Origin of the sequence: Streptomyces sp. JB150 (assembly GCF_011193355.1) — a bacterium.
Classification (GTDB): domain Bacteria; phylum Actinomycetota; class Actinomycetes; order Streptomycetales; family Streptomycetaceae; genus Streptomyces.
Genome location: NZ_CP049780.1, coordinates 6136783 through 6157330, shown reverse-complemented (window position 1 = coordinate 6157330; position 20548 = coordinate 6136783). Strand labels below are relative to the sequence as shown.

The 20548-nt window shown below is 72.7% G+C and carries 11 protein-coding genes and 1 pseudogene; 3 read left to right on the top strand and 9 right to left on the bottom strand.

Features of this window, described 5'->3' with window-relative positions; all coding sequences use genetic code 11:
• The first annotated feature begins 75 nt into the window (after positions 1 to 75).
• Complete coding sequence (locus G7Z13_RS28110; protein ID WP_166003011.1) at positions 76 to 2892, top strand: LuxR family transcriptional regulator; 2817 nt, start codon at positions 76 to 78, stop codon at positions 2890 to 2892.
• A 205-nt stretch (positions 2893 to 3097) separates the two neighbouring features.
• Complete coding sequence (locus G7Z13_RS28105) at positions 3098 to 3889, top strand: serine protease (protein ID WP_166003010.1); 792 nt, start codon at positions 3098 to 3100, stop codon at positions 3887 to 3889.
• A gap of 96 nt (positions 3890 to 3985) precedes the next feature.
• On the opposite strand, the gene G7Z13_RS28100 is transcribed toward G7Z13_RS28105, so the two are convergent.
• Entirely contained in the window at positions 3986 to 5107 is a 1122-nt protein-coding gene (locus G7Z13_RS28100; protein WP_166003009.1) for a winged helix DNA-binding domain-containing protein, read from the bottom strand.
• A 207-nt stretch (positions 5108 to 5314) separates the two neighbouring features.
• On the opposite strand from G7Z13_RS28100, the gene G7Z13_RS28095 reads away from it, so the two are divergent.
• Positions 5315 to 6478, top strand: coding sequence for a magnesium and cobalt transport protein CorA (locus G7Z13_RS28095; RefSeq protein ID WP_240926367.1), 1164 nt, complete (start codon positions 5315 to 5317; stop codon positions 6476 to 6478).
• A 60-nt stretch (positions 6479 to 6538) separates the two neighbouring features.
• Here the strand turns inward: G7Z13_RS28095 and G7Z13_RS33845 are convergent, their stop codons facing one another.
• From G7Z13_RS33845 to G7Z13_RS28060, 8 genes and pseudogenes are all read right to left on the bottom strand, one after another.
• The gene (locus tag G7Z13_RS33845) at positions 6539 to 6910 is read right to left on the bottom strand and encodes a DUF4307 domain-containing protein (RefSeq protein ID WP_240926540.1); all 372 of its coding nucleotides are present in this window, start codon (positions 6908 to 6910) and stop codon (positions 6539 to 6541) included.
• Between the two features lie 162 nt (positions 6911 to 7072).
• Positions 7073 to 7810 (bottom strand): annotated as a pseudogene (locus tag G7Z13_RS33840) (SURF1 family protein); the annotation flags it as partial.
• Positions 7811 to 7814: 4 nt separating this feature from the next.
• The gene (locus tag G7Z13_RS28085; protein ID WP_166003007.1) at positions 7815 to 8591 is read right to left on the bottom strand and encodes an alpha/beta fold hydrolase; all 777 of its coding nucleotides are present in this window, start codon (positions 8589 to 8591) and stop codon (positions 7815 to 7817) included.
• Entirely contained in the window at positions 8588 to 10267 is a 1680-nt protein-coding gene (locus G7Z13_RS28080; RefSeq protein ID WP_166003006.1) for a condensation domain-containing protein, read from the bottom strand. The genes G7Z13_RS28085 and G7Z13_RS28080 overlap by 4 nt, the downstream gene beginning before the upstream one ends.
• A 7-nt stretch (positions 10268 to 10274) precedes the next feature.
• Complete coding sequence (locus G7Z13_RS28075) at positions 10275 to 14267, bottom strand: non-ribosomal peptide synthetase (RefSeq protein WP_166003005.1); 3993 nt, start codon at positions 14265 to 14267, stop codon at positions 10275 to 10277.
• On the bottom strand, positions 14264 to 17653 hold the full coding sequence (locus G7Z13_RS28070; RefSeq protein ID WP_166003004.1) for an amino acid adenylation domain-containing protein: 3390 nt from the start codon (positions 17651 to 17653) through the stop codon (positions 14264 to 14266). The genes G7Z13_RS28075 and G7Z13_RS28070 overlap by 4 nt, the downstream gene beginning before the upstream one ends.
• A gap of 319 nt (positions 17654 to 17972) precedes the next feature.
• Positions 17973 to 18614 carry a LuxR C-terminal-related transcriptional regulator gene (locus tag G7Z13_RS28065; protein WP_166003003.1) on the bottom strand — a complete coding sequence of 214 codons (642 nt, stop codon included), beginning with the start codon at positions 18612 to 18614 and terminating at the stop codon, positions 17973 to 17975.
• A gap of 271 nt (positions 18615 to 18885) precedes the next feature.
• Entirely contained in the window at positions 18886 to 20493 is a 1608-nt protein-coding gene (locus G7Z13_RS28060) for an MFS transporter (RefSeq protein ID WP_277347420.1), read from the bottom strand.
• Between the last annotated feature and the right edge of the window lie 55 nt (positions 20494 to 20548).

Below are 20548 nucleotides of genomic sequence, written 5' to 3'. Positions count from 1 at the left end.
CACCGTCTCGCCCCTCCGGATTTCCCTGCCTATCCGCCTAGAATTTGGCCCGGACACGACACACGGAGGGGAGCGGTGACCGTGCGACGGGACTTCCAGGAGCCTGCCAGATGCCGCCCCGACCTGGTCATCGGCAGGGAGGAGCCGTTCACCGCGGCGCGCGAGCAGCTGGACCGCGGTGGCAGTGTCCTCCTCCACGGCCCCGCCGGAATAGGAAAGTCGACCGTCCTGCGGGCATTGGCCGCGGAATACGGCGCGACGGCCCGGACCGTGTTGCGCTGCTCCGCCACCGAGTCCGAATCCCACCTCCCCTTCCTCGCGCTCGCCGATCTGCTCGGCCTGGTCCTCGACGAGGTGTCCGGCGCGCTGCCCGCGACCCAGCGCACCGCGCTGGAGTCCGCGCTCACCGGCCGCGGCGAGTCCACCCTCCAGCGCGACGGGCTCGCGCTGCGGCTCGCCGTGCTGTCGGCGCTGCGCGCGCTCGCCGCCGCGGGCCCCGTCCTCGTCGTCGCCGACGACCTGCAGTGGCTGGACCCGGCCAGCGCCGAACTGCTCGGCTTCGCCGCCCGCCGGCTCGGCGACACCCCGGTCCAGCTGCTGTGCGCGATGCGCTCCGAAGGCCAGGAGTACGACCGGCAGCTGCGCTCCGCCCCGCCCGACACCCTCGCGCTGCGCCTCGGCCCGCTCTCCCGCGCCCAGATCTCCGCGCTGCTCGACCACCGCGGCTACACCGGTCTGCCCCGCTCCACGGTGCGCGACATCCACCGCACCAGCGGCGGCAACCCGCTGTTCGCCCTGGAACTGGGCCGGGCGCTCGCCGAGAACCCGGCCACGCCCCGGCCGGGCGAGCCGCTGCCGGTGCCGACCTCGCTGCGGGCCCTGGTGCTGAGCCGGCTGGAGATGCTGTCCGACGAGGCCCGGCACACCCTCCTCGTGGCCAGCGCGGGCGCCCGTCCCACGCTGGCCCTGCTGCACGCGGCCGGCCGCGACCACGCCGAGGCGGAGACCGCGCGGGCGGCCGAACTCGGGCTGCTGACCACCGAGTCGGAGGGTCCGGCCGTACGGTTCGCGCATCCGCTGATCTCGGCCGCGCTGTACGCGGAGGCGCCCGCGCACCAGCGGCGGGCCGCGCACGCCGCGCTGTCCGAGGCGGCGTCCGACCCGATCGAACGGGCCCGGCACCTGGCGCTGGCCACCCCCGGCACCGACCCGGAGGTGGCGGCGCGGCTCGCCGAGGCCGCCGCGCTGGCCCGGGACCGCGGCGCGCCGTCGACGGCGGCCTCGCTGGGGCTGCTCGCCGCCCGGCACACCCCCGCCGACGCCGTGCCGGCCGCCGACGAGCGGCGGTTGCAGGCCGCCGAGGACGCGATCACCGCCGGTGAGGTGGACCTCGCCCGGGACATCGCGCGGGAGGTGCTGTCCCGCGCGACCGTGCCCGCCGACCGGGTGCGGGCCTGGATGGTGGTGATCGAGGCGGCCGGGCAGGCGCTCGGGGAGGTCGACGCGGTCTTCCCGCAGGCGCTCGCCGACGCGGGCGACGACCCGCGACTGCTCGCCCTCGTCCACTACCAGCTGGCGTGGCGGGGCCTGGTCGTCGAGGGCGACTTCGCGGAGGGCCGGGAGGAGGCCGCGCACGCCGCGGCGCTGGCCGCGCGGGCCGGGGACCGGCGCACCGAACTGCTCGCCCTCGCCTTCCAGGCGCAGGCCGAGACCCTGATGGGCCACCCGGACGCCCCCGCCACCATCCGGCGCGCGCTGGAGGAGCCGCAGGACCCGCGGGTGGCCTGCCACCACAACGGGGCGGGCTCGACCCGGTTGCGCTGGCTGCTGATGAGCGACCAGCTGCCCGAGGCCCGCGCCACGGTCACCCGGCTGATCGGCGAGGTGCGGCGGCGCGGCATGGTGGAGAGCGAGGTGCACTTCCTGCGGATGCTCGCCGAGACCGAGCTGCGCTCCGGGCACTGCGGGCGCGCCCTCGACCTGGCCCGCGAGAGCATGCGCCTGGCCCGGGACTCGGGGATCGGCGAGGTGGCGTCCGCGGTGCTCACCTCCCTCGCGGAGGCGTCCGGCGGGGACGTCGACCGGGCGCTGGCCCTGGCCCGCGAGGCCGCCGAGCACGCGGAGGAGGACGGCGACCAGATCTACATGTCGCGCGCCCTGGCCGCGCTCGGCTACGTGCAGCTGGTCGCCGGGGACGCCCCCGGCACCGTGCGGTCGCTGCGCCGGGTGCGGGAGCTGGAGCAGGGGCTCGGGGTGACGGACCCGGCGCGCGGGCGCTGGCACGGCGACCTCGCGGAGGCGCTGGTGCGGACCGGGGAGATCGCCGAGGCGCAGGACGTCGTGGAGGTCACCCGGGAGCAGGCACTGCGGCTGGGCCGGGAGAGCGTGCTCGCGGTGCTGGACCGGGCGGAGGCGCTGGTGCGGGCGGCGCGCGGGGACCGCGAGGGCGCGGTGGTCCGGCTGGCGCCGGTTCAGGACCGGCTGGCGAAGCTGGGATACGGGCTGGAGGAGGCGCGCACCGCCTTCGCCCTGGCGGAGCTGCGCGGCACCGGGCCGGGGCGGACGGCGTACGACGAGGCGGCGCGGCTGTTCCGGCGGTGCCGGGCGCTGCCCTGGCTGCGGCAGGTGGAGGCGGCGGCCGTGTCGCCGCAGCCGCCGCCCGCCCCCGTCCCGGAGCCCGTGCCCGCGGCGGCCGCGCTGGAGGGGCTCGCGTCGATGGAGCGTCAGGTCGCCTCGCTCGTCATGGAGGGCGCCACCAACCGGGAGATCGCCGCGCGGCTGTTCATCAGTGTCAAGACGGTCGAGGCGACCCTGACGCGGGTCTACCGCAAGCTGGGCATCCGCTCCCGGGTGGACATCGTGCGGCTGGCGGCGGGGCGCGGCACGGGCTGAGCCACCGTGGCCGGTTCCGTCCGGCCGCGACCGAGGGTTTTCCCTCCCCGACCCCCCTAGGGGGTTCCCTCATTGGGGCGCCGCGGGACGCGGCCCTAGCGTAAGGGCCGTGCCGCTCGCCGGGCACACGGAGGTCGTCCCGGACCTCCGTGCACCACCCCCACACCCGCGCGCCCCCCACCGGCAACCCCCCTTGAGGAGACTCATGTTCGGGCTCACCCGTGCGAGAAAGACCGCCGTCGCGATAGCCGCGACCGCCGCTGCCGCCGCGACCGCGCTCACCGCCGCCCCCTCGGCCGTCGCCGCGCCCCAGCCCATCGTCGGCGGCACCACGACCACGACCAGCGCGTACCCGTTCATGATGCAGATCACCGACGCCTCGCAGAACCAGTTCTGCGGTGGCACGCTGGTCTCCCCGACGAAGGTCGTCACCGCCGCGCACTGCATGGTCGGCGAGACGACGAGCAGCGTCCGCGTGGTCGGCGGCCGCACCTACCTGAACGGCACCAACGGCACCGTCGCGCGGGTCAGCAAGATCTGGATCCACCCGAACTACACCTCCGCCACCCGCGGTGAGGACGTGGCGGTGCTGACGCTGTCGACGTCGATGCCGTACGCCACGGCGAAGTACGTCTCCTCCACCGACACCTCCGTCTACGCGGCCGGCACCACCGCCCGGGTGCTCGGCTGGGGCACCACGTCGCAAAGCGGCAGCTCCTCCAACCAGCTGCGCACCGCGACCGTGCCGATCGTCTCCGACACGAGCTGCCGGAGCAGTTACGGCACCGACTTCGTCGCGAGCGAGATGGTGTGCGCCGGATACTCCTCCGGCGGCGTGGACACCTGCCAGGGCGACAGCGGCGGTCCCCTGCTCGTCGGGGGCGTCCTGGCAGGGATCACTTCCTGGGGCGAGGGCTGCGCCCAGGCCGGTTACCCGGGTGTCTACACCCGGCTGACCACCTTCTCCAGCCTGGTGACCGCGCAGGTCACCTCGTAGCGGGGAGAGGCTTCCGAGGGCAACCACCCCTCGGTCGACGACGAGGGGGCGTTGCGGGCCTCCACGAGCGGCCCGCAGCGCCCCCTTTCCATGCGGTCAGGGAAGCACGGTCCCGAACCGGACGTCGTACGAGGCGTCCGGATACAGCACGTTCAGCATCCGCTCCGCCTCCTCCGCCACCTCCGTGCGGCGCGCCCTCGTCAGGTCCGTGAACGGCTCGATGACGAGGGCGTCGTCGTACAGCCGCCACACGCCCGCGAGGAAGCCGTCGACGAGGAGCGGGCAGTACAGGGTGTTCGCCTGCCAGGTGCGCCCGCGGTGCGGGGGCGGGACGACGCGGGCGCGGTCGGCGTGGGAGAGCAGCAGGTTGTCGAACTCGGGCAGCAGGCGCGGCGGAGCGGGGGTGTCCGGGTCGGGGCGCGGGGCGTCGGGCAGGTCGAAGAGTTCGGTGCCGCCGGGGTCGCGGAAGGTGAGCAGGGAGGGCCGCAGGCGGTCGAAGGCGGGCCGGGTGCGGGTCAGCCCGGACCAGGTCTGGAAGTCTCGCACGGAGGCCGGCCCGAAGGCGGCGAGGTAGCGCGGGACGACGGTGTCCAGGTCGGCGGGCGGTCCTGCCGGGCGGCCCAGCCAGTGCTCGGCGGTGGTGAGGGCGACCTGCGCGCTCCTGCCCCACATGCCGCGCGGTGTGACCTGGACCAGCGGCAGCGTGCAGCGGGCGGCGACCGCGAGGGCCTGCGGGTCGGCGTCGGGCCACTCGGCGCCGAGCGCCTCGCGCAGCTGCCGCATGGTGCGCGGCTCGCTCTCCACGAACGCGCGGGCGAGGGCGGCGAGCCGGCCGAGGTCGACGCCGGTGAGACCGTCCCGGAACGTCTTCATGTTCAGTTCCCGGTCGCGGGCCGGCTGGACCAGCGGCCGCAGGGCGAGGCAGTCGTCGGCGGTGTGGAGGTGGATGGTGGAGCGCAGGGTGACGATCCGCACCGCCTCGCGGCCGGCGAGCAGCCCGGACAGCTCTCCGGTGGTGAAGCCGTCGAGCCGGGCGGCGAGCGCGACGTACGGCGGCTTCACCTCCTGCGCCTGGAGTCCGACCAGATGCTCGACGGCCGCCTTCGCGGACATCGGCGAGCGCCGCAGCAGGAGCTGGCGGGCGAGGGTGGCCCGGTTGAGCGCGCGGGTGGTGAGCACGGGGCCGGTCGCGGCGGGCTGGGCCTTCGTCCTGGTCATGACGGCACGCTAGCGGGGCATGAGGACAGATGCGGTCCTACTTGCGCGGTCCTGGCGGCGGGCGGGGGCCGCACCGAGACCGCGCCGGACCCGCCCCGACAGGCGCGTTTTGCCCCGTATATCCTACTGACCGACCGACTCTCGACCACCGGAACCGGCCACCGGCCACCAGCGATCGGCCGCCGGCTGCCATCGGCCACCAGGGAGGTGCCCCTCATCGCCGCGAAGGACTCCGGGAACGGACGCAGCCCGCGACGACCGGTGTGGCGCCGCGCCACGCCCCCGTCCCCGCCGCGGCCGGGGCCCGCACCCGCGCGCGAGCCCGCGGTCCGCCGGCCGCCCGCCGAGCCCGTGGGCATCGTGCAGTCGGCCCTCTACCAGGACGGCGTCCGCGTCTCCTCCCCCGCCTCCCTCGCCGAGACCTACCGCGCCCTGCGCGCCCAGCCCTCCGGCATGGCCTGGATCGGCCTGGCCCGCCCCACCGCACGCGAACTGCATTCCCTGGCCGAGGAGTTCGGCCTCCACCCGCTCGCCGTCGAGGACGCGATGGAGGCCCACCAGCGCCCCAAGCTGGAACGGTACGGCGACACGCTGTTCGTCGTCCTGCGGGCGGCCCGCTACCTGGACGCGCCCGAGGAGGTCGACTTCGCCGAGCTGCACGTCTTCGTGGGCCCCGACTTCGTCATCACCGTCCGCCACGGCGCCGCCCCCGACCTGTCCGCGGTGCGCCGCCGCATGGAGGAGACCCCGGAGCTGCTGAAGCTGGGCCCCGAGGCGGTGCTCTACGCCATCCTGGACGCCGTGGTCGACGGGTACGCCCCGGTCGTCGCCGGCGTGCAGAACGACATCGACGAGATCGAGACGGAGGTCTTCCGCGGCGATCCCGAGGTGTCCCGCCGCATCTACGAACTGTCCCGCGAGATGGTCGAGTTCCAGCGCGCCACCCGCCCCCTGGTGGGCATGCTGCACGGTCTCATGGCGGGCTTCTCCAAGTACGGCACCGACGAGGAACTCCAGCGCTACCTGCGCGACGTCGCCGACCACGTCACCCACATCAGCGAACGCGTCGACGGCTTCCGCCAGGCCCTCACCGAGATCCTCACCGTCAACGCCACCCTGGTCACCCAGCAGCAGAACGCGGAGATGCGGGCGCTGGCGGAGGCGGGCTTCGAGCAGAACGAGGAGATCAAGAAGATCTCGTCCTGGGCGGCGATCCTCTTCGCCCCGACGCTGGTCGGCACGATCTACGGCATGAACTTCGACCACATGCCGGAGCTGCACTGGGCGTTCGGCTACCCCTTCGCCGTCCTGCTGATGGCGGTCGTGTGCACGAGCCTGTACCTGATCTTCAAGAGGCGTGACTGGCTGTAGCCGGCGCACCGCGGAGTCCGGGTTCACCGCCGCTCACCTCTCCCCTCTCCCCCGGGCCGGTCAGGGCCCGGTCGCGCTCCGGCAGCCCACCAGTTCCAGGCCCACCGCGCGCTGCGTCGTCCGGACGGTCACGAACGTGTTCACGTGGTCGCGGGGCTCCGTGAAGCGGATGTCACGGCGGCCTACCTCGGCACCACGAGCCGAGAGGGTGCGGACAGTGCAGACGGCGACCGTTTCGCGGGACTTGCGGACTTCCAGGCGGGCCTGGACCGTCCGGTCGGAGAGCGTCTCGAAGGCGATGAGTGTGCCGTCGGCGGCCTGCCGGCCGGTGACGTAGGTGGTGCCCGCGTAGGTGATGAGGGCGAACAGGGCGGTGCCGAGGAGGGCTCCGGTGATCTTGAGGGTCCGGTCCTTGCGGGCGTCAGCGGCCATGTCGCTCCGCCGGGGTGGGGCGAGGGCGGGGAACGGCGCCTGTCCGGAGACGGGTTCCTGTGCGGTGACGGGAGGCTGTGCGGGAGTTCCGGGCTCGGCGGTGCCGGAGACGGTGGTTGCGGGCGCGGTGGCGGAGACGGCGGTCCCGGGCGACGTGGCGGCTCGGGCCTGTTCCACCTCGCCGCGGAAGAGCCGGAACCACATGAAGACGACGAAGCCCGCGAAGACGAACCACTCGCCGGTGTAGCCGAGGTTCTGGAACGCCTTGAGGTCCAGGCCGGTGCCGGGGGCGGCGGCCGGGGGTACGGCGCGCAGGGCACCGGGCGGATCCGGGAGGGTGATCCAGGCGTCGTGCACGGGGTAGGGGACGAGGTTCACCAGCGAGGCGGCGTTGATGAGGCCGAGCCGGCCGGTGGGGAGACCGCCGTCCGCGTCGACGCCCCTGGTGCGGACGTCCTCGGAAGCCTGGAGGACGCCGGTGACGGTGACGCGGCCGGGCGGCGGCGCGGGTGCCGCCGCGGGGCGGGCGTCGCCGGGAAGCCAGCCGCGTACGACGGGCAGGGCCGCGCCGTTCCCGGTGCGCAGCAGGGTCAGCACGTAGAAACCGCGCCGCCCGTCCAGCCACCGGTCCGGGATCAGGAACTGGGCGTTCCGGTCGTAGTGACCGGTGGCGGTGGTGGGGCGGCCCACGCTCTCCCGGGTTACCGGCAGCGCCGCGGCCAGGGGCGCGGCGGGCTGCCGGTCGGCGGAGGCCTCCCTGCGCTCCGCCTCGCGGTGGGAGGCGACACTCGCCCCGAAGCGGTCGAGTTGCCAGCCGCCCATGAAGAGGCAGACGGGCACCGCGAGTACGGCTAAGAGGTTGATCGCCCACCAGCGGGGAGTGTTCAGGAACGCGTACACGCCACTACCGTACGGCTCCGGGCGCAAGGCGCCGCAGTCGGCCCGTGACCAGCCGGACGACGTCCTCGGCCGCGTCGGTCAGGAAGAAGTGCCGGCCGGGGAAGACGTCCAGGGTGCACTCGCCAGTGGTGTGATGGCGCCAGTCGGCCGCCTCGTCGAGGGTGACCTTGGGGTCCTCCGCGCCGGTCAGCACGGCGATCGGGCAGCTCGGCTCGGGTCCGGACCGGTGCCGGTACGTCTCGATCGCCCGGTAGTCGACGCGGACGGCCGGCAGGAACATCCGCAGCAGGCCCTCCTCCGCGAGGAGATCCGCGTTCGTGCCGCCCAGCTCCCGTAGTTCGGCCATCAGGCCTGCGTCGTTCTTCAGGTGGGTGTACTCGTCGCGGTGGCGGCAGGGGGCTCGGCGGCCCGACGCGAACAGAAGTGCGGGCGCGGCACGGAACTCGTGTTCGAGGCGGCGGGCCGCCTCGTAGGCCACCACCGCGCCCATGCTGTGGCCGAACAGCGCGAGCGGCCGTTCGTCCAGTGACGGCAGCAGGGCTCCCAGGACGCCGTCGGCCAAGCGGCCGATGTCATCGACGCCCGGCTCGTTGAGCCGGTCCTGACGACCCGGGTACTGCACCGCGATCACTTCCGCGTCTGGCGTGAGCGCCTGGGCGAACGGGAAGTAGAACCCCGCCGATCCACCGGCGTGCGGGAAGCACACCAGGCGGACCGGGGCGTGCTCCGCCGCGCGGAAGCGGCGCAGCCAGCGGGTGTCGGCGGAGACGGGTCCTCTCATGACACGCTCCCCGTCGTACGCATGGGCCCCGGCTCCCCCGCCGGTGCCGGCGACGCGACCGCCGCCGGCGCGGCCCAGTCGGCGTCCGGTTCCGCCAACCGGTTCAACAGCGCCTCGTAGGAGCGCACCATGTCGTCCATCAGCCCTTCCGGGAACAGTTCGTCGACGGCGTCCCAGGCCAGCAGCAGCGCGCCGTCGATCTCGTAGACCTGGTGGTCGAGCATGACCTGCGGGGTCTGGGACAGCATCCAGCTCCAGGCACCCAGCTCGGTCTGGACGTCCGGGCGGACGAACGCGGAGCCGAGGTTGCACGCGAACACCACGGGCGCGGAGACGGGCTTGCCACGCCGGGCCCGGCGCAGGTCCTGCAGAACGCTCAGGGCGGAGTACTGCCCGTGGGAGACGTTCCGCTGGAGTTGCCCCTGCAGGTCTCGCACGCGCTCGACGAACGGGGCGGGTCGGCGTACGTCGACGCTCAGGAGCACAAGGCTGGTGAAGTCGGCGACCAGATCGTCGACCGCCGGATGCAGCGGCTGCCGGTCGAACAGAGGGATGTTGAGCAGGAAGTGGCGGTTCTCGCTCCATGCACCCAGCACCTCGGCGTAAGCGGCGGCGAGGACGGACGCGGCGGTCAGTCCGTGGGCGCGTGCCCGGCCGGTGAGGCGCTGCCAGGCGTCGGCATCGAGCAGGAAGCTGCGCCGCGAGAACCTGGGCCGGACGACCTCCTGTGGCCGCTTGGCCAACGGCAACGCCGGCCCCTCGGCAGGGAGTTCGGGAAGCCGGGCGCGCCAGTAGTCCCGGGCCACCGCGAGCGGGGCGGCGGGGTCGCCCGGCGAACCGCACCAGGCTCGGTAGTCCGCCAGGTACTGCGGGAACGCGTACGGCGGCGGGGACGGGAGTCCCTCCGGGTCCCGGTAGGCCGCCGCCAGGTCGGCGAGCACCCGCTCGATGCTGGCCACGTCGGCGACCAGCAGATCGATGTTGACGTGGACGCGGGTGGCGCCGCCTGGCAGCAGGGTCAGCTGTACGTCGAACACCTCGCCGGCAGCGACGTCGAGCACGCGGTGGGACAGGCGGGCGCGCAGCTCGTCGAGGCCACGTTCGGTCTTCTCGGGCTCGGTGGCGGTGAGGTCGTGGACGACGAGGCCCGGCCATGGGCTCTCGGTGAGGATCTGCTGCCGTCCGTCGTCCAGGAACCTCGCCCGAAGCATGGGATGGCGGGCCAGGACCCGCTGTACCGCGGTCTCCAGCCGCTCGGGGCGGATATCGCTGCCGTCCAGCTCCAGATAGGCGTGGCAGCCGACACCGCCGAGGGGCATACCTTCACGGCGTCCGATCCAGTACGCCCGCTGCACGGGGGTGAGGTCGAAGGCGGCCTCCGCGTCGACGGGTCGCGGTCCGGGAACCGTGCCGGCCGTCGTCTCCTCCTGCGGCGTCGGCGAGGAGGGTGCACCGGCCGTCAGCGCCGTGTGCCACTGCTCCACGGTCGGGTTCTCCGCCAGCAGGCGGAAGGTGACGGCCGCGCCGGCGCGCCGCCAGCCGCCCGCCAGCTTCATCATCCGGATGGAGTCCATCCCCTGGCCGATCAGGTTCTCCGTGTCGGAGATCGTGCCGGGATCCACGCCGAGCACCCCGGCCACCGCGTGCCGTACGTCGTCCTTCGTCCAGTTCGCCATGGCCAAGTCATCCCTTCCGGGGGGTGGGTGAATGGTCGAGCCAGGCGGTGACCCGCTCGGCGACGGCCAGGAGCCGGTCGGCATCGACGATCGAGTAGTGGTCGCACGGCCATATCTCCGCGTCGAGGCGGGAGCACATCCGGCGCCACGGTCCGACCGGGTCGGGGCGGTCGGCCTCGCCCGCCACGAGGAGGAGGGCCGGCACGTCGGACTTCCGCGGCCGGTAGGCACTGAGGACCGCCAGGTTATGGGCGTGGGTCCGCATCAGCAGCTCGTACTGGCGCACTTCCGCCTCGTCGGGCAGCCATCCGTGGTCGGCGGCGACACGCGCGCCGGTCGCCATGAGAGTGTCGGTGCCGGCCTTGAGCAGGGCGGTGCGCACCTTGTCGGGAAGCCGCCCTCCGGCGAGGTCGCCGAGGAACTCGAGGTGCCGGGCGGCTTCGGTGGCCGGGGACCGGACCTCTGCGAGGTCACTGTCGATCATGAAGATGCGGACGTCGTGTCCCTGTGCGGCCAGCTGTCCCGCGACCTCGTAGGCGAGGATGCCGCCCATCGACCAGCCACCCAGCAGATAAGGGCCTTCGGGCCGAACCCGCTGGAGTTCCTCACGGTAGCCCTTCGCCATTGTCTCCAGGTCCACGTCGAGGGCCGTGGTCGTGCCCTCGGCCAGGGCCCGGCTCTGGAAGGCGTGGACCGGACCGGACCACGCACGGGCGAGGGCCGTGTAGCTGGTCACGGAGCCACCCACCGGGTGGAAGAGGAACAGCTCTCGGCCACCGCCGGCGGCGCCGGTGTCCCCGCCCGATAGCGTGACACGGGAGCCGGCGCCCCCTTCGTGCTCCTCGATGCGGGCGGCAAGCGCCCGTACGGTCGGCGCCTCGAAAACCTGTCCGAACGGCAGTTCCACGCCGAGGTCGGTGCGGATGCGGTTGATCAGCCGGAGTGCGAGCAGGGAGTTGCCGCCGAGCGCGAAGAAGTCGCTGTCCGGCCCGACCTCCGGGACGTCCAGGACTTCGGCCCACAGCGCGCCGAGCCGCCGGGACAGTCCTTCGCCGCCCGCCTCGCCGGCCGGGGCGGCGTGTTCCGGCGGCGGCGTGGCCACCGCCGCCAGCGCGCCCGCCACGTCCACCTTGCCGTTGGGGGTCAGCGGCAAGCGGTCCAGCACATGGACCCGTCCAGGGACCAGATAGTGCGGCAGCCGGGAGCGCAGGTGTGCGAGCAGTGCCCGGTTGTCGAGCGTCCGGCCGGGGTGCGGGACGACGAGGGCGACCAGCCGCTGCCCACCGGCCGTGGTGACGCCGTCGACCACGCACTCCCGTACGGCGGGATGCTCTTGCGCGGCCGCCTCGACCTCGCCGGGTTCCACCCGGAAGCCCTGGATCTTGAGCTGGCGGTCCTCGCGGCCGAGGAACTCGATGGTGCCGTCGGGCCGGTAACAGCCGAGATCGCCCGTCCAGTACAGGCGCTCCCCGGTGCGGGGATGCCGGAAGAACCGCTCGGCGGTGCGCTGCTCGTCTCGCCAGTAGCCGCTGCTGAGTCCGGCCCCGCCGATGTGGATACGGCCGACCGCCCACGGCGGGCGCAGATCCAGTCGATGGTCGAGTACCCGCATGGTCTGGTTCCGCAGCGGAACCCCGTACGGGATGCTCTGCCAGCCGGGGTCCACCTGGCCGATCTCATGGATGTTGGACCAGATGGACGCCTCGGTCGCGCCGCCCATCGCGATGAGCCGGGCGCCCGGCCAGTGCTCGCGCAGCCTGTCCGGCAAGGTCAGGGGAATCCAGTCACCACTCATCAGGAAGGCCCGCACGGGCGGTGTGCCGCCCGCCGGCCGCTGCCCGACGACCTCGGCGAGCATCTGAGCCAGAGCGGGCACCGAGTTCCACACCGTCGCCCCGTGGGCAGCGGCCGCCTCGGCCCAGCCCACCGGATCCGGCCGGGTGGTGGCCGCGGGAAGCACGAGGGCGGCACCGGCGGCGAGCGCTCCGAAGACGTCCCACACCGACAGGTCGAAGCTCAGCGAGGATATGCCGAAGACCCGGTCGTGCGGGGCGAGGCCGACCCGTTCGTTGATGTCGGTGATCGTGTTGACCGCCGCCCGGTGCTCGATCATGACGCCCTTGGGCTGTCCGGTGGAACCGGACGTGTAGATGATGTAGGCGAGGTCGCTGGAATCGCCCGCCGGGGCGGGGAGCACCGCTTCCGACGGCTGCGTCTCGTCCACGCACAGCAGCGGCCGGGCACCGAGCGCGCCGCTGCCGGGCGCGCTGTGGGACTGCACGAGGGCGACGGGCGCGGAGCAGGCGTCGAGGAGGTGGCCGATCCGCTCGGCGGGCAGGGAGACGTCGACGGGGCAGTACGCCGCGCCGGCCCGCAGCACGCCCAGCACGGCGACGATCTGTTCCCAGCCCTTGGCCATGACAACCGGCACGACGTCGCCCCGGCCCACGCATCGGTCGGCCAGCCACGCGGCGACCGCCCGGGAGCGGGCTTCCAACTCGCCGTAGGTAAGGGTGCGCCGGGCGCTCACGACGGCGGTGGCGTCGGGATGGCGGGCCGCCCGCGCGAGGAAACCGTCCTCCAGGCGCCCGGCCGGTGGCGGACCGGCCGGTGTGTTCAGCCGTGCGACCACCGCGCGGTGTGCGGGCGGCACAGGATCCGGTGCCGCCTGTGCGCCGTGATACCCGGCAAGGGTGTCCAGCATCCTGCCGTACGCCTCGAACATGAGGTCCGGCAGGCCGGGCGGGAACGCCTCGTCGACGACGTCCCACACGCAGTCGACGCCACCGTCCGGGCCGTCGTGGAGCTGGTTGTCGATCAGGACCTGCGGGGTGCGCAGATCACTGGTGACCTCCCGGCAGACCGGCCGCGTGTTCCCGGCCACCTCGGACGTCTGTGCGCCTGCGGCGGCCGGTTTCAGCATGCTGGTGAAGACGTACGGCAGCGCGGCGCGCGAGGTCCAGCCGCGCCGCGCGGCCAATTCGCGGGTGATGCGGACACCCGCCACGTCGGCGTGCCGCAGGTCCAGCATCACTTGCTTCTGGAGCGTCCGGGCGCGGGCCCAGAAGTCGTCCGGACCGCCCAGGTCGACCTCCAGGGGAAGGGTGGCACCGAACTGGCCCATGACGGCCGCCATCTCGGGACGGGACGCCGCCCAGTTCTGGTGCAGCAGGTTCAGGCAGAACCGCGGGCTGTCGGCCCAGGCACCCAGCACCTCCGCGAAGACGTGGAGCAGGGCGGTCGTCGGCAGGACCCTGTGGGTGCGGAACGCGCCGCACAGCCGCTGCCACTGGGCGCGGGTCAGCCGGTGCCTGCGCCGTGTGAACCGCACCGTCCTGATCGCCGAGGGCTGCACGGCCAGCGGCAGACGGGGCGCGTCCGGGAGCGTGTCGATCCGGTCCTGCCAGTACCGCCACTGCCGCGCGTAGTCGGGGGTGTTCTCGTGCGCGAGCAGCTTCAGCAGGCTCTCGCGGTAGGTGAGCGTGGGCCGTGGCGGCTCGGCCGCCGGGTCGGCGTAGTACATCCGCCATTCGTCCATGACCTGGCGAATGCCGCGCCCGTCCAGCAGGAGCAGGCTTATCGCGAGGTGGACGCGGACCCGACGGGGCCGTACGCGGTGCACGACGATCTCGAAGAGCGGCCAGCTCAGGGGGTCGACGCCCTGCTCGCACATCCGGGTACGGGTGGCGAGCAGCGCCTTCTCGCGCGACGCGCCGTCGAGGCCCGTCAGATCCGTCACCGGCAGTCGGTACGGCAGGACCTCGGCCGGGTCGAGGACGCGCTGGGTGCCGGACTCCTCGATCACGACCCGCAGGTGGTCATGGCGGCGCAGCAGCTCCTCCACGGCTCGCTCGGCTCGCCCGAGGTCCACGTCGACCAGGTCGAGCTCGACGTAGTAGCCGGGCAGGAAGCCGCCCAGCTCGACCATCTCCGAGGTGCCGACGAGATAGGCCTCCTGAAGAGGCGTCAGGGGGAAGGGGGTGTGGGCCTCGACTGTCATCCCCGCGCCTCCGTGGCCCCGGCCAGGGCGGCCGCCAGTTCCCTGACGGTAGGCGCGGCGAACAGCAGCTCGATCGTCTCGTCGTCGGTCTGTTCGATGCCCAGTTCGGTGCGAAATCTGCCGACCATGCGGACCGCGTGGAGGGAGTCGCCGCCGAGGTCGAAGAAGTTGTCCTCGATTCCGAAGTCGTCGCGGCCCAGCGCGTCGGACCATATGGCCAGCAGGCGCTGTTCCAGCTCGCTCTGCGGCAGCGTCACCTCCTTCGGAGTGAGCTCGCGCCACGGCGAGGGCAGGGCGGAGCGGTCCACCTTGCCGTTGGCGCTCAGCGGCAGCTCGTCGAGGACGAGGTAGTGGTGCGGGACCATGTAGTCGGGCAGCAGATCACCCAGCTCCTTGTGCAGCACCGTGGTGTCCAGGACCGTCTGGCCGGACGGAGCGCCCGCGATCAGGACGTGCTGGACGAGCGCGTCCATGGCCGGCTCCCCCTCGGGCACCGAGGCGAACTGCGGGAATCCCGCCGCCGTCAGCTGCTCGCGCCACTCGGGCACCGACAGCAGAGGCGCCTCCCGCTGGTCCTGATAGTTTCCGAAGCCCTCCAGGAAGGCGAAGCTGATCATGTTCAGCGGAGAGTTGACGGTGCCTTCGATCATGACCAGGAGTCCGCCGGGCGCGAGCAGCCCGCGTACGTGTTGCAGGGTCCTGGTCAGGTCCTTGGCATCGTGCAGGACGTTGGCTGCGACGACGACGTCGGCGCAGCCGGGGGGGAAGCCCTGACCGGCCGGGTCCTCGTCGATGTCGAGCAGGCTGTAGCGCACGAACGGGTGGCGGCTCTCGTAGCGCTTCCTGGCCTGCTCGGTGAAGGCCGTCGACAGGTCGGTGAAGTGGTAGGCGACCCGCTCGGCCGGCAAAGCGGGGAGCACCTGGTCCGCAGTGGCGCCGGTGCCCGCGCCGAGTTCCAGGACGCGTACCTCGCGGTCGGCCGGGAAGCGCTCGACGAAGGAGCGGACGGCCTGGGCGGCGATCCGGTTCTGCAGCCGGGCGGCGGGGTTGGCCGCATACAGCGCCTCGGTCACATGCCATTCACCGCCGGGCAGCAGCAGCTGGAGCGGGCGCACCCGGCCCTGGAGCAGTGCGAGCTGGTGCTCGATGCTCGCGGTGAAGTAGTCGAGGAGCACCCGGTCAGCGCCGGTCGCGGTCAGCGATCCGAGAACGGCGTCGATGTCCCGGTCGAGGGCGTCGGCGTCGAGGGGCCGGTCCGCGCGGTACTCGCCGGGCCGCCCGGTCGCGGTGAGCGTGCCCCGCCGTGCGAGGACGGCCATCCACTGGCCGATCAGCCCGAGGTACAGGGGGCGGACACCACCACGGTCGACGATCGTGTCCGCGGTGGCGGTCTCTCCGGGCGTGGTGAACGCGCCGAGCCGGGCCAGGCCGCGGGCCATGACGGTGGGGGCGAGGGCTTCCAGCCGGTGCCACAGTCCCCGGAACGTCTCCGTGGCGGGTGCGAGTTCGGCGGTCGCGCGGCGCAGTTCACTGCTCGCCGCGTCGAGCACGACGGGCCAGCTGGAGGCACTGTCCAGGGGGCCGCAGGCCGTGTCCGGGGCGTCCTCGGGGACCAGGTAGGCGACCAGCTGCCCGCGGTTCGTGGCGGGGTTGGTGTCGACGGTGACGAGGGCTTCGCGCACTCCGGACCGGCGGCGCAGTGCGGCGGCGATCTCGTCGAGTTCGATGCGGTAGCCGTTGACCTTGACCTGGGTGTCCTCCCGCCCCAGGAACTCGATGTCACCGCCGGGCAGGTAGCGGCCGAGGTCACCCGTGCGGTACAGCCGCTCGCCGGTGCGCGGGTGGACGATGAACCGCTCGCCGGTCCTGACCGGGTCGGCCCAGTAGCCCTTGGCCACGCCGATGCCGCCGATGTAGATCTCGCCGGTCGTCCACACCGGGCACGGATCGAGCGCGTGGTCGAGGACGTGGAGCGTCTGGTTCGCCAGCGGCTTGCCGTAGGGGATGCGGTTCCACTCGGCGGGGACCTCACCGATCGGGTAGTGCACCGACCAGATGGACGCCTCAGTGGCGCCGCCGAGGCTGATCACCTGCGCGTTGGGGTAGGGGGTACGCAGCGCGTCAGGCAGCGAGACGGGAATCCAGTCGCCGCTGAGCAGGACGAGGCGCAGCGGAGCCGCGGCCGGTGCCGGCGTCGGGGCGTCGAGCCAGAGGCGCAGGAGGGCGGGGACGGAGTTCCAGACGGTGACGCCGTGCCGCTCCACCAGCTCCGACCAGTGCTCGGGGTCGTGCGCCCGGCGCGGGGACGGCAGGACCACGGCCGCGCCCGCGGCGAGGGCACCGAAGACGTCGTACACGGAGAGGTCGAAGCTGAGCGAGGACAGGGCGAGCACGCGGTCGGCGGGCCCGACGGCGAAGCGCCGGTTGATGTCCTGGAGGGTGTTGGCGGCGCCTCGGTGGTCGATGACGACGCCTTTGGGCTGACCGGTGGAGCCCGAGGTGAAGATCACGTACGCCAGGTCGTCGGGGGTGGGCGCGGTCTCCAGCGGACCGCTGTCGGCGACGCGTACCTCGGGGTCGTCGAGTGTGACGAGGTGGAGGCCGGCGGGCCATTCCAGTTCCTCACGCAGCCGTGGCGTGGTCACCACGATCCGCACGCCGCCCTGTTCCGTCAGCTGCGCCCGGCGGGCGGCGGGCCACTGCGGGTCGATCGGCAGGTAGGCGGCGCGGGAAAGGGTGACGCCGAGCACGGAGGGCACCTGGGTGAGGTCCTTGTCGACGACGACGCCGACCAGTTGCCCGGGTCCGGCGCCCAGCGCGACCAGTCGGCGGGCCAGGCGGCGGGCGCTCGTGACGACCTGGCGGTAGGTGAGTCCGCCCTCCTCGGCCAGGGCCGCCACCGCGTCGGGAGTTCTCGCGGCTTGGGCCTCCACAAGGCCGCACAGTGTTTCGGCAGGGATGTCCTGCGCGGTGTCGTTGGCGTCGGTGCGCTCGGCGATCTGCCAGGCGGGCAGCGAGGCCGGCCGGCGGGGAGCGACCCAGGCCTCCGGCTCCCGCGCAAGGCGGTCGAGGAGCGTGGCGTGGACGGCGGTGAGGTCGTCGGGCAGTCCGGCGGGGAACAGGTCGTGCGCCAGCTCCCAGACGATGGTCAGGGAGGGGCCGTGGTCCGTCACACGGCAGGCGAGCGCGGCCGGGTCGGACTCGCTCGGCTCGGTGGCCTGTGCGGATCGCGCCGCGAGCGGTTGCGTCAGCTGCTCCTCGATCCGGCGTGCGCGGTCCAGGAAGGCGTCGCCAGGCTCGGCGTCGCAGGCCAGCGAAACCGTGGGGCCGCCGGACAGTGCCATATCGAGGCGGAAGCCGGGCTGCTTGGACCAGAGGCGGAGCACGTCGGCGACCGATGCGACGAGGGCCGCGACAGGGCTCAGACATCGCTCACGAGATGTTTGCCTTAGCGCAGACCAAAGACTTTTCGATATCTCCACAACATGCCGCGTCACGCCGAGATCCGGTGATTGAGTGAGCGGCGAAAGGAGGGGTAGTTCAGGAGCTGGAGAAGCGCTCGGGAGACGCAGCTGGATTTCTGCGCCGTGCAGCACGGAAGATGTGTCGTTGGCCATTTTCAGAATCCCCTGCATATTTCGTGTGCCGGCATGACATGCGCGTCGATGGGCGGGCATCCGGGGCTTCGGACACCGGCGGGATCCGTCAGGAGGCGTCGCGGCCCACGCCGTCGAGTTCCAGCAGACCGCTGCGCAGCGCGACAGCGACGGCCGCGGTCCGGCTCTGGCAGTTCAGCTTGCTCATGACATTGGCGAGGTGACGCTTCACGCCGTGCTCGGTGATGCCCATCCCGCGGGCTATCTGGCGGTTGCTCATCCCCTGGGCCGCCCCCCAAAGGGCCTCCGTCTCACGCTCGGTGAGGCGGGGCCGCGTCACCTCGCCCTCAGCCTTGGCGGAGGCGAGCTGGACGACACGCCGCAGGACCTCGGGTGAAACCGCCACCGTACCCCGTCCCTGAGGGGGGAGCACTTCGTCCAGCGCGGCGCTCTGAACGTCCTCCAGGCGCAGCACCGCATCGGCCAGCACCCACTGCGCAGTGTCCAGCTGGTTCTGCATCAGGGACCGCAGTATTAGCACCACGCGGGTCTCGGGGTCGGCGATCAGCCGGCCCAGCAGGGACAGATCACCCACCCCGGCGGCCGACGAGAGGATCAAGGTCACCGGCCGGTTCACCCGGCCGAGCGGGATGTCCGCGGCGGAGGCCGCGGAGAGAAGGGAGCCAGGCTCACCGCCCCGCTCCGCAAAGCGGCTCAGTAACGCTCGGGAGGCCGGGTCGGGATCGACCACCAGAATGGTGCGACAATCCCCGTCCGCATCTTGACACTCAGCTTTCATTCCATCCCCCGTTAGCACTCTCACTGAAAGGCAACAGAGGCCACTGTCGGCCACTACGGCCGGAAGGTCAAGATCCCTTAGGCGATTTTCGAAAGATTTCCAAATGTGAATACTTGAGGTATCAACCGCCCCTCCAGGCACCGATGCGGCACAAGCTGGAGGGGTGGCCGGACCCCTCGGCGGGTCCGGCGCGGTTGACGTGTCGGTGGGTGGGGCGGTGTCTTCAGTGAGCGAAAACGGGCCCCGCCGACGGATCGGGCCGACCCTTCGGCAGCAGTGTCAAGCCGACCACGGCGGCCGCGGCGGAGATGGCCGCGCATGCGGCGAACGCCCCGCCGAAGCCGTCGACCGACCCGCCGGCACCGCCCTCCAGGCTCGCCCCGGCGATCGCGGCGACCACGGCGATGCCCAGCGAGGCGCCCAGTTCGTGACAGGTGTTGACGAGCCCGGAGCCGAGGCCCGCGTCCCGGTGCTCCACACCGTGCATGGCACCCGTGATGGCGCAAACGAAGCCGATACCCAGACCGAAGGCGAGCAGCAGGAAGCCAGGTAGCACCTCGGTCCAGGCGTCACCGCTGCGCTCCAGGCCCGTCAGCAGCAGGGCCCCCGCCACGGCGACCGCCATGCCGCCGGCGGCCGTGGTACGCCAGCCGAGTCGGCTCACAGCCTGGCCGCCCAGATGGGCCCCGGCGGTCGTGGCCACGGCGACCGGGAGGAACATCAGGCCGGTCTTCAGCGCGCTGAACTCCAGTACGTGCTGGAGGTAGAAGGAGCAGAGGAAGAAGGCCGAGATGAGGACGCCGGAGGCGGCCAGCATCAGCAGGCAGCCGCCCACCAACGAGCGCCGGGCGAGGAAGGACAGCTGCACGAGCGGCGCGGCCGCCGCCCGCTCGGCCAGGACGAAGAGCACGGCTCCGACGGCGGCGGCCAGCAGCGGGATCCAGGCGGACGGGGCGCCGAAACCGTGGTCCCGCGCCTGCACCAGGCCGTAGATGAGGAGTGCGGGCGTCACCGTCATGGTCAGTGCGCCCGGCAGGTCGACGCCCGAGGGGGCCGCGCTGTGACCGTGCCCGTGGTCTGCGGGCTGCTGCTTGACCAGCGCGGGGACCGCCAGGAGGACGACGAGACCGATCGGCACGTTGACGAAGAAGATCCACTCCCAGCCGGGTCCGGAGACCAGGACACCACCGAGCAGGACTCCGAAGGCCGCACCGGTACCGCCGATCGCAGCCCAGACACCGAGCGCACGGTTGCGCTCGGCACCCTGGAAGATCGTCATGATCAGGGCCATCGCAGCCGGGGACATGACGGCCGCACCGACGCCCTGCGCGGCGCGGGCGGTGATCAGCACACCGCCGCTCTCGGCCAGTCCGGAGACCAGGGAGGCCACGGTGAAGACCGCGAGGCCGGCGAGGAACATCCGCCGACGGCCGAGCAGATCGCCGAGTCGCCCGCCGAGGAGCAGCAGGCTGCCGAAGAAGAGCGTGTACGCGGTGACGATCCAGGTCAGCGTGCCCGGTCCGAGGGAGAGTTCGTCGCCGATCGTGGGCAGGGCCACGTTCACCACGGTCACGTCCACGATGAGCATGAACTGCGCCATGCACAGCAGCGCCAGGATCAGCCACCGACGCGGGTCCGGCGGGCCGGCCTGTGCCGCGTGCTCCTCGTGGCCGTGCGCGGGCGCCGGTTCGTGCTGCCCATGCCCGTGGTGACCATGTCCGTGGTGTCCGTGACCGGGGCCGTGATGACCACTTCCGTGCCGCTGTGCCTCGGTCGTGTCGGAGGGCACCGCCCCCGCCACGTCGGTGTGGGTCTGCCTCTCGGGCTTCACCGCACACTCCTTAAGTTGAACAATGCTGTCAGTGTTACACCCTAGGGCAAGGAGC